Annotated in this window: 18 protein-coding genes; 11 read left to right on the top strand and 7 right to left on the bottom strand. The window is 68.5% G+C overall.

Annotation, left to right across the window (positions count from 1 at the left end; translation table 11 throughout):
- Positions 1–61 precede the first annotated feature (61 nt).
- Positions 62–850, top strand: coding sequence for a histidinol-phosphatase (hisN, locus tag ASF41_RS04795; protein WP_056221298.1), 789 nt, complete (start codon positions 62–64; stop codon positions 848–850).
- A gap of 171 nt (positions 851–1,021) precedes the next feature.
- Here the strand turns inward: hisN and ASF41_RS04790 are convergent, their stop codons facing one another.
- On the bottom strand, positions 1,022–1,585 hold the full coding sequence (locus ASF41_RS04790; RefSeq protein ID WP_056491335.1) for a TetR/AcrR family transcriptional regulator: 564 nt from the start codon (positions 1,583–1,585) through the stop codon (positions 1,022–1,024).
- A gap of 109 nt (positions 1,586–1,694) precedes the next feature.
- Here ASF41_RS04790 and ASF41_RS04785 point away from each other — a divergent pair, with 109 nt between their 5' ends.
- Positions 1,695–2,405, top strand: a complete 711-nt coding sequence (locus ASF41_RS04785; RefSeq protein ID WP_056491333.1) for a glutathione S-transferase family protein — start codon at positions 1,695–1,697, stop codon at positions 2,403–2,405.
- A 59-nt stretch (positions 2,406–2,464) separates the two neighbouring features.
- Here the strand turns inward: ASF41_RS04785 and ASF41_RS04780 are convergent, their stop codons facing one another.
- The gene (locus ASF41_RS04780; protein ID WP_056271652.1) at positions 2,465–3,448 is read right to left on the bottom strand and encodes an alpha/beta fold hydrolase; all 984 of its coding nucleotides are present in this window, start codon (positions 3,446–3,448) and stop codon (positions 2,465–2,467) included.
- A gap of 179 nt (positions 3,449–3,627) precedes the next feature.
- Here ASF41_RS04780 and ASF41_RS04775 point away from each other — a divergent pair, with 179 nt between their 5' ends.
- Positions 3,628–4,101, top strand: coding sequence for an Hsp20 family protein (locus ASF41_RS04775; protein WP_056271655.1), 474 nt, complete (start codon positions 3,628–3,630; stop codon positions 4,099–4,101).
- A 73-nt stretch (positions 4,102–4,174) separates the two neighbouring features.
- On the opposite strand, the gene ASF41_RS04770 is transcribed toward ASF41_RS04775, so the two are convergent.
- Positions 4,175–4,480, bottom strand: coding sequence for a hypothetical protein (locus tag ASF41_RS04770; RefSeq protein WP_056491330.1), 306 nt, complete (start codon positions 4,478–4,480; stop codon positions 4,175–4,177).
- Positions 4,481–4,567: 87 nt separating this feature from the next.
- Positions 4,568–5,026, bottom strand: coding sequence for a hypothetical protein (locus tag ASF41_RS04765; protein WP_056491328.1), 459 nt, complete (start codon positions 5,024–5,026; stop codon positions 4,568–4,570).
- Positions 5,027–5,305: 279 nt separating this feature from the next.
- Here ASF41_RS04765 and ASF41_RS04760 point away from each other — a divergent pair, with 279 nt between their 5' ends.
- Positions 5,306–6,172 (top strand): Kdo hydroxylase family protein, encoded by an 867-nt coding sequence (locus ASF41_RS04760; protein ID WP_056491326.1) that lies wholly within the window; start codon positions 5,306–5,308, stop codon positions 6,170–6,172.
- A gap of 32 nt (positions 6,173–6,204) precedes the next feature.
- The gene (locus ASF41_RS04755) at positions 6,205–6,504 is read left to right on the top strand and encodes an antibiotic biosynthesis monooxygenase (protein WP_056350023.1); all 300 of its coding nucleotides are present in this window, start codon (positions 6,205–6,207) and stop codon (positions 6,502–6,504) included.
- 7 nt (positions 6,505–6,511) lie between these two features.
- Here the strand turns inward: ASF41_RS04755 and ASF41_RS04750 are convergent, their stop codons facing one another.
- Both ASF41_RS04750 and ASF41_RS04745 read right to left on the bottom strand, forming a co-directional pair.
- The gene (locus ASF41_RS04750; RefSeq protein WP_056491320.1) at positions 6,512–6,910 is read right to left on the bottom strand and encodes a hypothetical protein; all 399 of its coding nucleotides are present in this window, start codon (positions 6,908–6,910) and stop codon (positions 6,512–6,514) included.
- Positions 6,911–6,978: 68 nt separating this feature from the next.
- A complete protein-coding gene (locus tag ASF41_RS04745; RefSeq protein ID WP_056491318.1) occupies positions 6,979–7,326 on the bottom strand; it encodes a hypothetical protein in 348 nt (115 codons plus the stop codon).
- 256 nt (positions 7,327–7,582) lie between these two features.
- Between ASF41_RS04745 and hemC the strand changes: the two genes are divergently transcribed.
- Positions 7,583–8,506: a hydroxymethylbilane synthase gene (gene hemC / locus ASF41_RS04740; RefSeq protein WP_056491316.1), complete on the top strand. Its 924-nt coding sequence runs from the start codon at positions 7,583–7,585 to the stop codon at positions 8,504–8,506.
- Between the two features lie 4 nt (positions 8,507–8,510).
- Here hemC and ASF41_RS04735 read toward each other — a convergent pair whose 3' ends face one another.
- The gene (locus ASF41_RS04735; protein WP_056491399.1) at positions 8,511–9,560 is read right to left on the bottom strand and encodes a GSCFA domain-containing protein; all 1,050 of its coding nucleotides are present in this window, start codon (positions 9,558–9,560) and stop codon (positions 8,511–8,513) included.
- Between the two features lie 84 nt (positions 9,561–9,644).
- Between ASF41_RS04735 and ASF41_RS04730 the strand changes: the two genes are divergently transcribed.
- The 5 genes from ASF41_RS04730 to ybgF all read left to right on the top strand — a co-directional run bounded on the left by ASF41_RS04730 (position 9,645) and on the right by ybgF (position 13,575).
- Entirely contained in the window at positions 9,645–10,649 is a 1,005-nt protein-coding gene (locus ASF41_RS04730; protein ID WP_244479560.1) for a WcbI family polysaccharide biosynthesis putative acetyltransferase, read from the top strand.
- Between the two features lie 138 nt (positions 10,650–10,787).
- Positions 10,788–11,051, top strand: a complete 264-nt coding sequence (locus tag ASF41_RS24610; RefSeq protein ID WP_156653201.1) for a hypothetical protein — start codon at positions 10,788–10,790, stop codon at positions 11,049–11,051.
- Positions 11,048–11,587 carry an Hpt domain-containing protein gene (locus ASF41_RS04725; RefSeq protein ID WP_244479559.1) on the top strand — a complete coding sequence of 180 codons (540 nt, stop codon included), beginning with the start codon at positions 11,048–11,050 and terminating at the stop codon, positions 11,585–11,587. Before ASF41_RS24610 ends, ASF41_RS04725 begins: the two co-directional genes overlap by 4 nt.
- Positions 11,588–11,919: 332 nt before the next feature.
- Entirely contained in the window at positions 11,920–12,438 is a 519-nt protein-coding gene (gene pal / locus ASF41_RS04720) for a peptidoglycan-associated lipoprotein Pal (RefSeq protein ID WP_056221079.1), read from the top strand.
- Positions 12,439–12,606: 168 nt separating this feature from the next.
- A complete protein-coding gene (gene ybgF, locus ASF41_RS04715; protein ID WP_056271680.1) occupies positions 12,607–13,575 on the top strand; it encodes a tol-pal system protein YbgF in 969 nt (322 codons plus the stop codon).
- Positions 13,576–13,597: the final 22 nt, after the last annotated feature.

The following is a 13,597-nucleotide window of genomic DNA, read 5'->3' as shown; positions in this document are numbered from 1 at the left end:
GATGGATCTCTGCCGGATGGGGCTTTGTCCGGCGGGCACCGACCGGAAGAGGGGTATGCCGATGAGCGTCGTCGATCTCGCGCGGTTCATGGACGATCTCGCCGCGGCCTCGGGACAGGCGATCCTGCCCTTCTTCCGCGCCGCCTTCGGCATGGACGACAAGGCGCGGGGCGGGGCGGCCTTCGATCCGGTGACGGAGGCGGACCGGGCCGCCGAGGTGGCCATGCGGGGCATGATCCGACGCGACCTGCCGACCCACGGCATCCTCGGCGAAGAGTTCGGGTCCGAAAACCTCGAGGCCGAATGCGTCTGGGTCCTGGACCCCATCGACGGCACCCGCGCCTTCGTCGCCGGCCTGCCCACCTGGGGCACCCTGATCGGCCTGACCCATCACGGGGCGGCGGTGCGCGGCCTGATGCACCAGCCCTATCTCGGCGAACTGTTCTCGGGCGACGGCGCCCAGGCCCGCCTGCGGTCGCCCCGCGGCGAACGCAGGCTGCTGACCCGCCGCGGCACCGCCCTCGACCAGGCGGTCCTCGCCACCACCGACCCGCGCCTGTTCGCGGACGGGGCGGAGCGGGAGCGCTTCCTCGACCTGGAGGGCGCGGTGCGCCTCTCCCGCTACGGCACCGACTGCTACGCCTACTGCATGCTGGCGGCCGGGCAGATCGACCTGGTGGTGGAGGCCGGGCTCAAGCCCTACGACATCGTCGCGCTGATCCCGATCATCGAGGGCGCCGGCGGCATCGTGACGACCTGGGACGGCGGACCGGCGACGGGGGGCGGGCGCATCGTCGCCGCCGGGGACCGCCGCCTGCACGAGGCGGCCCTGCGCCACCTCAATCCGTGAGGCGCACGGCTTTTTGACGCTCCTCGGGGCTCACCCGCCCAGTGGTCCAGCTCTGGCCCTTGGTCCTCCCTCGGGAGGCCTACAAAGAACAGTCAGCGGCAACCCGATCGAGTCGCTCCGGACGACCGCCGTCGGATCGGGAGCGGACCTTCTTCCGTAATGGGCGGATCCCTACGCGGGGAGAAGGCCGGTCGCGCGATAGTGGTCGATGAGAGTGTCGAAGAGCGAGAGATCTGCTCGACCTCTCGCCATGAGTTGGGCGCCCGCAACGGCCGCGTAAATGGCGCCCGCCCGCCCGTCGCTGTCGACCGCCTCCACCACCCCCGCTGCGGTCAAAGCGTTGCTCAACCAAGCGACGTTCACCTCGGCAAAGGCCCGCACCTCGTGCTTCACGACGTCCGGCAGATCGTCGTATTCGGCCGTCATGTAGCTCGACAGGCACATGCGGTTGTCGTTCTGCAAGGACGTGCGAAAAATCTCGGGATATCTGTGCAGACTGGCGAGCGGGTCAGACGCTTGGTTCGAGATGGCGTCGAGATCGGCGGCGATGTCTTCCCAATAGCGCTTCGCAACCGCCACACCGAGTTCGGCCTTGCCCGGGAAATGGTAGTAGACACTCGCTGCCTTGATGCCGACCTCGGCCGCAAGATCGCGGAAGTTCAAGCCAGCGTAGCCATGCGCCATCGCCGTCCGCTTCGCTGCCGCGAGGATCGCCTCCTTGTTGTCTGCCTTCATCGCGCCGCCTCGCGTTCCTTCAGTGCCTGCCAGTTGGCAGATAGGTGTTGACCGATCGAAAGGACAGCCCTAGCTCTCCGCCTGCCTACTGACAGACAGGGAGATTTGAATGACCACCGAGACCGCGTCCCGCCTCCAGCTTTTCACCTCGCCCTCGGCATTCCCGAATCCGCAACGTCTGCGCATCTTCCTGTACGAGAAAGGCATCGCGGATCACTTCGCCGAACGGGTCTACGACATGTCACCGGGCGGCGAGCAACGGCAGTGGCCGCACCTGAAGATGAACCCCTGGGGCGAAACGCCGACCCTCAAGCTGGAGGATGGGAGCGTCCTCTCGGAGACGGCCGCGATCGTTCGATATCTCGATCAGGCGTTCCCCGGTCGGCGCATCATGGGTGAAGACCCCTTGCAGCAGGGGCTCGACACGATGTGGGACAACCGCATCTGGGTGCACATCCTCTACCGGATCGTCACCGCGTTCCACGTTCTGCATCAGGGCCTGGGGCCGAAGCTCGAACTCACCAGCAACCCGGCCTGGGGCGAACATTGCCGCAAGGAAGCCCTGGCGCATGCGAGCCTGGTGAACCAGCATCTGTCGGACGGTCGCGAATGGCTTCTCGGCGGCGCGGCACCCACCTTCTCGGACATCACCATGGCGACCGCCATTGCCTTCTCGAAGTTCCCGGTCAACGCCACGCCGCTGGATGAGCGCTTCGAGCACATCGACGCATTCTGGAAGCGCTGGCAGCAGCGCCCGGCCTTCCAAGCGGCCTATGCGGACCGTCAGAGCGGCGTCGCGGAGTTGGACGACCGCACCTGATCCTGAAGCGCACGCCCCTCCTTGCTCCCGAGTCATGCGCCGCTTCCCGCTCCTGAGCTTCACGCCTCCTGCCGCACGCGCGTGTCGGTCGGTTCCGTCGCGTCGGAGCCGGGCATGAAGGCGTCGAAGGCCGCCCAGAAGTCCTGCCGGATGCTGTCGCGCTCCGACAGGATCTCGTGCCGGGCATCGGGCAGCACCAGGATGTGCCCGGCGCGCAGGCGGCGGGCGAACCGCTCGGTGGTGGAGGTGCCGCAGACGGGGTCGGCGCCTGCCGCGACGATGAGGGTCGGCACCGAGATCCGGCCCGGCACGCGCGGGTCGGCGAGGCGCTTCATCGCCCGGAAGGCACTCGCGAGCCAGGCGATGCTCGGATCGCCCACGGCACCGGCCCCGACATCCCGGGCGGCCGCCGCGTTGCGGGCGTAGCGCTTCGGATCGCGGCACAGGCGATTGTCCGGATAGGGCTTCGTCGCGATCGAAACCGCCGAGCCGAAGGGGATGTAGCGCCGGCCCCACCCGATCGCGTGCAGGGTGCCGGCCAGGAGGGCCGCCCCGGCCGGCCATCGCACCATCCGGATCGACAGCATCGGCGCCACCATGACGACGCGCCGGAACGGCAACCAGCCGTCATGGGCACCGGTCAGGGCGACGGCCCCGCCCATCGAGTGCGCGAGGCAGAGATGCGGATGCGGCATCAGGGGATGCAGGATCGCATCCGTGATCGCCTTCAGGTCGAGGCGGTAATCGTCGAAATGGGCGACGTGGCCCCGATGCGGATCGTCGACCTGCCGCTGCGACTCGCCCTGTCCGCGCCAGTCGAAGGCCACGACGGCGAAGCCCCGCCCGCGCAGGTCCGCGATCGTCTCGTAGTACTTCTCGATGAACTCGGCCCGGCCCTGGAGGAGGCAGACGGTGCCCTTCACCAGGCGGGTGGTCGGACGCCAATGGGCGGCCCGCAGCTCGAGTCCGTCATCGGTGCGCACCGCCTTCAGGGCACCGCCCGGTGGAACGGGATTGTCCGGGGTGGAACGCAGGGTCAGCATCGACGCAGTCTCGCGGCAAGAAAGGAACCGAATTTTTTGGCCGAGGCGCCGGCTGAGGCTCTTGCGAGGCTGAAACCCGGCTCCGATATCAGGTGAGCACCGGCCAATACGGCGGTGCGACTGGTCCGGCCCTCGGGCGGACCCAGAACCAGCATGTTGCTTCTTACGGAGAATATGTGATGCGTCAGTTCGACCTTGCTCCCCTTTATCGCTCCACCGTCGGTTTCGACCGCCTGTTCTCGGCCCTCGACCAGTTCGTGAGCGCCGACGCGGCCCCGACCTATCCGCCCTACAACATCGAGCGCACCGGCGAGAACGCCTACCGGATCACGGTGGCGGTGGCCGGCTTCACGGAGTCCGATCTCGCGATCGAGGTGAAGGAGAATGCGCTGACGCTGAAGGGCGAGCGTCAGTCCGATCCCGCCAAGCCGGCGGAATTCCTGCACCAGGGCATCGCGGCCCGCGCCTTCGAGCGTCGGTTCCAGTTGGCGGACTACGTCCAGGTGACAGGGGCCGCCCTCGAGAACGGCCTCCTTCACATCGATCTCGTCCGCGAGATTCCGGAGGCGAAGAAGCCGCGTCAGATCCAGATCGCCACCGGCCGCACCCCGCGGGCCCCGGTGATCGAGGGCTCGACGCAGCACGCCGCCTGATCGGCCCAGACGGACGTTCGGAGCGCCCCGGTCCCATGGCCGGGGCGCTGTCCCATGGGGCGACGCGATCGCGTCAGAAACCGCCGTCGAACCAGTCGCTGCGGCTCGGCTCCTTGCAGCGGTAGCCGATGAAGCAGCGCGGCGTATCCTGTGCCGGCACGAAGGCCGGGACCGTGATCTCGGTGACCTCGCAGAAGCTGCGATCGCGCACGAAGCGGTCATAGGTCTGCCCGCCGGTTCCGAGCACGAGGCCGCCCCGCCGGTCCACCAGCTCCTTGGCCTGACCGCAGGACATGGCAACCGTCGAGGCCCGCTGCGCGAGCGCCGGGACGCTGCAGAGGGCAAGAACGAGGGCGGCGAGGGCGACGCGGTTCGGCATGGCGGGCCAACGCGCAGCCCGCCCGGTCGATCCCGCGAGAGAGACGCGGAACGCCCCACGCCTAGGCTCCTCGACCGCCGGGTGCGATCACAGGTCGCCGAAGATCAGCTGTCCTTGCGGGCTCGGACGCCGCGCAGGCGGCGTTCCCTTCGCCCGCTTGGCCGCGGGCTTGCCCACGGGCCGGCGGGCGGCCGGTCGCTCGGCCGGCGGATCGGCGCGCAGGCGGGCCTTCGCCCTGTCGCGGGCGACCGCCTCCGGGGCGTGGGGATCGTCGTCCAGCCACTTGCCGCGCTTGATCACTTCGTTGACCCGGCCCTGGTTCACGCCGACCTTGAAGGCGATCTCCTGCTGGGTCATGCCGGTGGAGGCGTGGAGGTCGAGGATCGCGCGGGCGAGCTCCGGGGTCATCTTCCGGCCAGTCAGGCGCCGGGCCGGCTTGATCGTCCGCGTCGCCCGGTCCCGCTCCCGCAGGCGCTCCAGCAGGGCGAGGGCCATGTGCATGCCGTGCTCGCGCAGGGACTCCTCGAATTCCTTCAACGTCGCCATGGTCGGCATCCTCATCGCCGCAGGGTTCCGTGAGGTCGGAACCGCGACTGTTCTATCAACGCGACCGAAACGCCAGGGTTGCTCCGGACAGGCCGTCAGGGTTGGGCCGGTTCGAGCGGTGTGACAACAGGCAAGCGCCGTCATCCACCGCTATCCGTCGGGACCGATCCGGGCCGGGACGGGCAGGGGGATCGACGACGGGCCGCCACGCCCGTGGTCAGGCGCGTGCGCTTCGGCTAAACCGCCGGTCCCGCCGCGGTTTTCGAGGATCCCCGCCCGATGATCAGCCCGATCGTATCCGTCTCACGCGCGGGGCCGCCCCCCGGCACGCCGTCTCTGGTGGATGCCCTCGAGGGCGGCGCGGTCCTGATGTTCCCCGACCTCGATTTTCCCCTTAGCCCCTTCGAGGAGCGCTTCGTCGAGCGCCCCTTCGCCGACGGCAAGGCCAAGAACGTCAACATCCGCGGGCCGCAAGCCACCCTGCGGGGCGCGGCCGGCACGCCGGAGGAGCAGGAGGCCCTGCGCCAGGTCCTCATCCGCTACCGCGCCTTCGCCGAGGCTTTGGTCGCCGAGCACCTGCCGGCCTATGCCGGCAAGGTCTCCTTCGCGGGCACCTCCTATCGCCCCTTCGAGGTGGACCAGCGCAAGCTGAGCTGGCGGCGCGACGACACCCGCCTGCACGTGGACGCCTTCCCGTCGAACCCGATCGGCGAGAAGCGCATCCTGCGCATCTTCCGGAACATCAACCCCAACGGACAGCCGCGCCACTGGCGGGTCGGCGAGGACTTTCCGTCCATGGCGCGGAAATTCCTGCCGCGCCTGCCCGGCTACTCGCCGCTCTCGGCCCGGATGCTGGCGCTCCTCAAGATCACCAAGGCGCGGCGCAGCGAGTACGACCACCTCATGCTGCACCTGCACGACGCCCTGAAGCAGGATATGACCTACCAGGAGACGGCGCCCCAGGCCGATGTCCACTTCTCCCCCGGCCAGACCTGGGTGACCTTCTCGGACCTTGTGATGCACGGCGCCATGGGCGGCCAGTACATGCTGGAGCAGACCGCCTACCTCGCGGTGGCCGACCAGGCCCGCCCCGAGCGCAGCCCGCAGCGCCTGCTCGCCCAGGCCCTCGGCCGCCCCCTTCGCTGATCCCCCCTCGAACCTTACGGCCGGAGAGATTCATGATCCTCGAGATTGCGCAGATCGACATCAAGCCAGGCCTGGAGGCCGAGTTCGAGGCCGGCATCGCCAAGGCGGCGGCGATCTTCAAATCCGCCAAGGGCTGCCGCAGCTTCGCCGTCCGCCGTTCCATCGAGAAGCCGCAGCGCTACCGCCTGCTCATCGAATGGGAGACCCTGGAGAACCATACCGTGGACTTCACCGGCTCCCAGGCCTGGAAGGACTACCGGGCCATGGTCTCGCCCTGCTTCGAGGCGCCGCCCAGCGTCGAGCACACCGAGCTGGCGCTCCAGGCCTTCTGAGGCCGCGTCACGAGCCGGAGCCACGCACCAGCATCTTGATGCGGTCGTCGAGCCGGCCGATCCGCGCGCGGACGCCGCGCGCGGCACAACCCGACAGGGTCTCGCCGGCGAAGAAGCCAAACTGCTCGGCGCGCTCGCGACAGACCAGGACCGGCGGCAGCCCGATCACCAGAGCGAAGGGCGCGGTGAGCAGGAGGAGGTTGAGGAGGAGGGACGGCGCCCAGCCCAGGGTGAAGGACCGGACCTCCGCGTCCGCTTCGCCTTCGAACTCCCCGAACCGGCGCACCGTCCGGGGCGTGCGCAGGCCGTCGCGGATGATCGCCTCACGGATCCGGGCGTGCGCGGGCGTGGCCGCGTCGGCCGCAGGGTCGTCCCGCACCGGCGCGGCGAGCGTCTCCAGGGGCATGGTCCGAGCTCCGAGCTTCACCGCGGCCTCCCGCCACGATCGCGATGGTCCGTCCCGATCACGCCGCGCTACCGCAGGCCGTTCGTGACCGTTCGAAGGTCGCTGTCGAGATGGAGAACCCGGCCGGCCAGGTCGCGGCGGGCGCAGGCAGTGCTGCGCAGGATGTCGGGGACCCAGGATCCCCGGACGCCCCCCTGGCAATCCATCAGCAGGCTCGCGGCCAGCAGGATCGTCATGGGTCCGAGCATCAGCGTGACCTTGAGCAGACGGACGATGCCGAACCCGCCGCGCCGCCCCCGGGGCCTGGCCGGCGCCCGATCCCGACCGGACGAACGCCGAAGCGGGCGGTCGTCCGGCTCGTCGTCGCGCGGACCGAACTCCTGCTCGTAATAGGCTTCAAGCTTGCTGCGCTTCATCGGTGAGCGTCCGCCGACCTGGCTCGTGACATCCTCGTCGCACCAGATACACGCCGAGAGCGATAAGCTTGGCCTAAGATCGCGGGGCGCGGGAGGCGCGACCTGTACGCGTGGTTTCGGAATACTTAGCGGCCGGCGGCGGATCGAACGCGGTCCCGGTGACATCCGCGCGCGGACTGCGTACCTAGGATCGGCAGACCGGACCGGCCCGGCCCCCCGGGTTCCGGCCGCCCCCACTACCGAGCGATCCTCGCCCATGATCCAACGTCCCCTCCGCATCGGAACGCGCGGAAGTCCGATGGCCCTGGCCCAGACCGGAATGGTCCGGGACAAGATCGTCGCGGCCAATCCGGGCCTCGAGACCGAGATCGTGGTGGTCAACACCGTCGCGGATCGCATCCTCGACCGCCCGCTCTCCGAGATCGGCGGCAAGGGGTTGTTCACCAAGGAACTCGAGCAGGCGCTTTATGCTGACGTGGTCGACGTTGCCGTCCACTCGATGAAGGACGTGGAGACATGGCTGCCCGACGGGCTCGTCATCGCCTGCATCCTGGAGCGGGATGACCCCCGCGACGCCTTCCTGTCGCCGCGCGCGTCCGGCTTCGCCGAGCTTCCGTCGGGGGCCCGGGTCGGCACCTCGTCTCTGCGCCGCGCGGCGCAGGTGTTGATGCGCCGTCCGGACCTGCGGATCGTACCCCTGCGCGGGAACGCCAACACGCGCATGCGCAAGCTGGAGGAGGGGACCTGCGAAGCCACGCTCCTGGCGCTCTGCGGCCTGGAGCGACTCGGCATGGCCGACATGGCCCGGAGCGTGCTCGATGTCGGCGAGATGCTCCCGGCCGTTGCGCAGGGCGCCCTCGGCATCGAGTGCCGCGCGGCGGACGCCGCCGTGCGCGCCCTCCTGGCCCCCCTGGTCTCGGCCACCGCCACCGCCGAGCTCGAGGCCGAACGCGGACTGCTGGCCGAGCTCGATGGCTCCTGCCGGACGCCGATCGCCGCCCTGGCACGGATCAGCGGCGACACGCTCAACCTCGACGGCCTGCTGTTCCTGCCCGACGGCAGCGCCCACTGGGCCGTCCAGCGCTCCGGCGCCGTGTCGGACGCCGCCCGCATCGGGCGCGAGGCCGGCGCGGCGTTGAAGCGCGCGGCGGGCGACACCTACACACGGCACCTCCAGTAGGCGCTCACGTCAGGCTTCGCTCGATAGCCTCCTCGTCGCAGATCACGCTGGCCGCGCGGCGATACTCGATTCCGAGGGGCTGGGTCAGGATCGGCGCCTTCGCCTGGGTGGTGAAGGCGTCGAGGAACACCCGCATCACGTGGGCGACCGCCATGGGCGTGACCGAGCGCAGGTCGTCCTCGTAGTAGCGCGCGGCATTGGCGGTACTCGTGACGATCTCGTAGGCGGGAAAGTAGACGGCGCGCGGCTCGGCCGCGACGATCTCCTCGGCCGCGGCTCGCAGGGCGGCTTTGCTGTAGGTGTTGGAGACTAGAACGTGCCGGTCCGCGTAGGTCGCGATCAGGGGCACCGGCGAGATTGTTAGGATGACCCGGGCGGCTGGATTGACCGCGAACAGCCGCTCGAGGAAGGTCAGCATGTCGTCGCGGACGTCACCCACCCGCGCATTCACGAAGGCGTAGGCATCCGGGTCGAAGCTGCCGCCGATGACCCCGGGGGCCACCGGGAGCATCGCGCCATCCGCGCGATGCATCCAGCCCTCCGTCAGACCCAAGGTGAAGACGAAGACGTCGAGGCTTTCGAACATCGCCCGGACCGCCGCGAGATGCCGCCGGCGATCGGCATCTACCTCGGCCGCGTCAGCGAAGCCCGCCGGCTCGATCCCGGGGCGGAACGGATCGACCAGGCGACCGTCCGGACGCGTCCAGATCGAGAGGGCAGGGGCGTAGGTGCCGTAAGCCCGGTCGAAGAGCTGCAGAAGCTGGCGGGCGGTGTAGAGGTTGCCGTAGCGGGCCGAGTAGATCCCGTATTGGCGGTCGGCGGCGGTTTCGGGCGCCATGTCGTCGGGCGCGGCCTCGGCGAGATAATGCCCGAACCCTGCCCGGGTCAGGGCGCGGGCGACATGCTGGGCGAAACACGAACCAGCGGTCGCCACCCGGGACTCGGGGGCGATGGTAAAGCGGCCGCTCGGGGCGGGTGCCAGGGCGAAGGGCGCCACGCCTGCGACGGCCTTGCGCCAGAATCGCTCGGCCGGTAGATCGGCGTAAGGGTTCATCACCACGGCGGCATCTCCATCCGATCGCTCAGGCCATTGCCGCGCACGTCCACCAAGACACTGGTCCCGGACTCTGTCGCGGCCTTGGCTGCCTCCCTCGCATGCCCGGGTTCATCGTGGCGATCCTGGGCGGGAGCATGGCGCAGGCCCCGCATCGACTCGCTTGACCCGGTTCGGGACGGATCGCGGATCGCGGTCTTAGGCAACTGCCAGGCCGACGGCGTCGCCCAATCTCTGAGACTGCTGCTTCCGAGCGCGCAGGTCCACCTCGTACCCTTCGACGGCCTCGGACGACGGTATGGCAGCCTCGAGCGCCTGAAGGCCGATCTCGCCCCCTTCGACCACGTCTTCACGCAGTTCTTCCCCGAAGGTTTCGTCGAGGGCGGCAACGTCCATGCCCTCGGCGACAACGATCCGCGCCTCCGCCTGTACCCGACCATCCTGTTCCCGGGCTATCAGCCCGACATGGTCCTCGTGGGTGATGTCGGTGCGCTCTCCGCCTCGCGCCTCATCGCCTCGCCGACAGGTCCTTATCACTCCGCTATCGTCCTGTGCGCCTATCTGGAAGGGCTGGGATTGGAGGAGACCGTCAAGCTGTTCCGCGAGTCGGTCTATACACGACTCGGCTTCTACGAAGCTTGGAACGTCGCCGCAGCGGAGCTTCTCGGCAGCGCACGCGACATCATGTTTCCGCTGGAGGCGGAGCTCGCCCGATGGTCCCGACGCGGCTGCTTCATGCACGTCCTGAACCATCCCAAATTGTTCGTGCTGGCTGATATTGCCCGGCGGCTCGCCACCGAAGCGGGCCTTGAACCGCTTCCGGCCCAGGTCGAGGACTATCTCCCGGATGATCTGGCCGCCGACGTGGTCTGGCCCCTCTACCCTGACCTCGCCGTGCACTATGGCCTAACCGGCACGATGCTGTTCAAGGACCGGGCCCGCCGGGGCGACCCGAAGCTCTACGACTTACGGGCCTTCATTGCGGCGAGCTTCGCGATCTATCGGCGCCATGCGCCGGAGGCTCTCGGATGCATCCGGGTCGCGGGCTGGCGGGCGAACCCCGCCGTGCGGGCATTGTTCAGGGCCTGACTGCGCCCCGACATCAGCCTGTCGCCGGCAGACTCAGCGGCTCCCATCCGGCGGCGGGTTCACGCTTTAGCGAGCCGGCGAAATCAAGCACATCCCAGGTCCGGAAGGGCTTGCCAGGAAGACGCTGTCTGGTACGGCATGGCGATCTTTGCAGACGCGGGTCGACGAACAGACGACCAGTCCCTCGGGATCGAGCGCGCGAAAAGCCTGCACAACGGACCAGCCCTCGATGAGGCCTGGAAGGTTGATGTCGGTGAACAGGGGTACGAAGTATTGCCCACTTCGTTCTCTGTCGCGCTGGCCTGCTGGAGGACGGCCACAGCCGCCTCGCCGCCGGAAACCGAGACCACGGCAATGCCGTTCCGCTGGCACAGGGCGGTCGGCATTTCAGGAAGCCGGTGATTGTCCCCGACGACGAGGACCTGTCGCCGGTGCATGGATCGCACCAACTCTTTGCACAGTGGGCTTTGTCCGGTAGAGGTCAATCACCGATCAACAGAGGCGGTGGTTGGGCCAAGTCCCGCCCTCGACCTAGTCTGGACGACCTCATGCCGGACCATTCGACCCGCGAGGCCGAGACGTCCGCAGCCCCTGATGCGCCCGCCCCGCGGGTAGGGCCGATCTACGAGCCCCGCACACTCAAGGAGTTGGAAGACATCTTCGGCCGGGCCCGCCTAATGGATCTTCTCGACCGCTTGAGGACCGAGATCGGCCGACGGCTTCAGGCACCGGCCTCGGAACGCATCGTCCTCGGGCAGGATGCCCACATCCTGCTTTCCGCGAGTGGGTCCCTGGGCTTCTTCGATCTCTCCCAGCGCTGTTCGGAGATGGAGCGGGCTTGCCTGGATGGAACCGATCTTGCGGCGCCCTTGGCAGCCGTCCGGCGATCCGCCGAAGCCGCGGTGACGGCGATCCGTGCGATCCGAAACCAATCCTAAGGCCCGCGGGGCTTCGTATGTTGCCATGCCGCCACGGATTGGACGCGCGTACAAACATCGACTTCAGCGTCGCGCCGATGCCGCAATCGGGGCCGATCTCCGGGGTTCGTCTCACCTCGCCGTCGATGGAGCGATCCGGAGCGGGCGTGCATGGAGACTGGGTTTCACGAGACTTTGGCCGATTTCGGAAAGATCCGTTCAAGGTTGACGGAACCTTCGCTTAACCGAGACCGCATAAGAACCGCCGCTGTGTCCCCGAGGGGGTCACATGAGGCGACGTCGTCGGCCTGATCATCAGGGATCCGGCGGCTGTGCCCGAGGAGAACAGGATCATGTCCATGATTGCGCGCTTCCGCGTGTTTCCGCTGGCGGCCGCCCTCTGCGCCGCCCTCAGCGTCGCAGCCTGCACCAACGACAAGGATCTGGCCGACGCCTCCGGGTTCGGCGCCGGCGGTGGCATGAACGGCGGCGCCAACACCCCTGGCAGTGCCCAGGACTTCGTGGTGAATATCGGCGACCGGGTGTTCTTCGAATCGGACTCCACCGATCTGACCTCGACCGCCACCGCCACCCTGGATAAGCAGGCCAACTGGCTGCAGCGCTATCCGCGCTACACCTTCCTGATCGAGGGGCACGCCGACGAGCGCGGCACCCGAGAGTACAACTTCTCCCTCGGCGAGCGCCGCGCCCAGTCTGTGAAGGACTACCTGGCCTCGCGCGGCATCGCGAATGGGCGGATCCGTACCGTCTCCTATGGCAAGGAGCGTCCGGTGGCCGTGTGCAACGACATCTCGTGCTGGTCCCAGAATCGCCGCGCCGTCACCGTGCTCGATCGCGGCGCTGGTTCCTGACGCAAGGATGCCGCGGGATCTCGGAGCCGAACCCTCTTCAGGATCCCGCGCCCGAAACGATGTGCCGCGGCATGGCCGCATTTTTGCCGCGTGGGACAGCATTTGCTATCGGCAGGCTGCGATCTTCGCGAACGCACCTCCGCTCCTCGACCACCGGTAACGCCCGTCATGCTTGCCCGCCTCCTCCTCGCGACCCGCCTCGCCACCGCAGCCGGATCCGTCACGGGATCGATCCTCTGGGGGATGTCGGCTCCCGCGATGGCGCAGGACGCGTCCGACTTCGTCGTCCGGCTCAATCGGCTGGAGAACCAGTCGCGTCAGACCGCGGGGCAGATCGAAACGCTGCAGTATGAAAATCGCCAGTTGAAGGAGCAGCTCCGCAAGTTTCAGGAGGACGTGGAGTTCCGCCTGCAGGAGGCGAAGGGGGGCCGCAGCGGCGCTCCATCGGGGACCAATCCGGCTCCGGCCAAGCCCCAGAAGCGCAGCGACGCCTTCGATCCCGAGCACAATCTTGGCAAACCGGGCGCGCCGATGCAGCTGGGTACCACCACGCCGAGCGGGGCGGGGGCCGAAGCGCCCCGGGCTCGCAACGTGCCTCCGGCGGTCGTCGAGGCGGATGACGAGGAGCCCGGCCTGACGCCGCCTGGTCTCGGCGGCCCAGTCGACCTGTCACCGCCCGCCCGCGTTCCGACCACCGGTGCACTTCCGAATCCGCCCCGGGCCGGCAGCGTCGCTGCTACGGGGACGGGGGATGCGCGCGCCGATTACGAGATGGCCTACGCCTACATCCTTCAGCGCCAGTACGAGCAGGCCGAGATGGGCCTGCGCCAATTCATCCAATCCCACCCGCGCGATGCACTGGTGCCATCAGCAACCTACTGGCTCGGCGAGAGCTACCTACAGCGCAATCGCAACCGCGAGGCGGCCGAGCAATTCCTGAAAGTCTCCACGGACTATGCACGCTCGGCGCAGGCGCCGGATGCCATGCTGAAGCTCGGAGCCTCGCTCAATGCGCTCGGAGCCCGCGAGCAGGCCTGTGCGACCCTCGCGGAATTGGAGCGTAAATTTCCTTCTGCCAGCGCCAGCGTCCGCCAGGGCGTGACCCGCGAACAGAAGCGCGCGCGCTGCGCCGCCTAAGCAAACCGGTCGACGCGGTCGA

The organism is Methylobacterium sp. Leaf111 (genome assembly GCF_001423285.1).
Classification (GTDB): Bacteria; Pseudomonadota; Alphaproteobacteria; order Rhizobiales; family Beijerinckiaceae; genus Methylobacterium.
The sequence above is the reverse complement of the archived record's forward strand: the minus strand, read 5'-3'. Positions and strand labels throughout refer to the sequence as shown.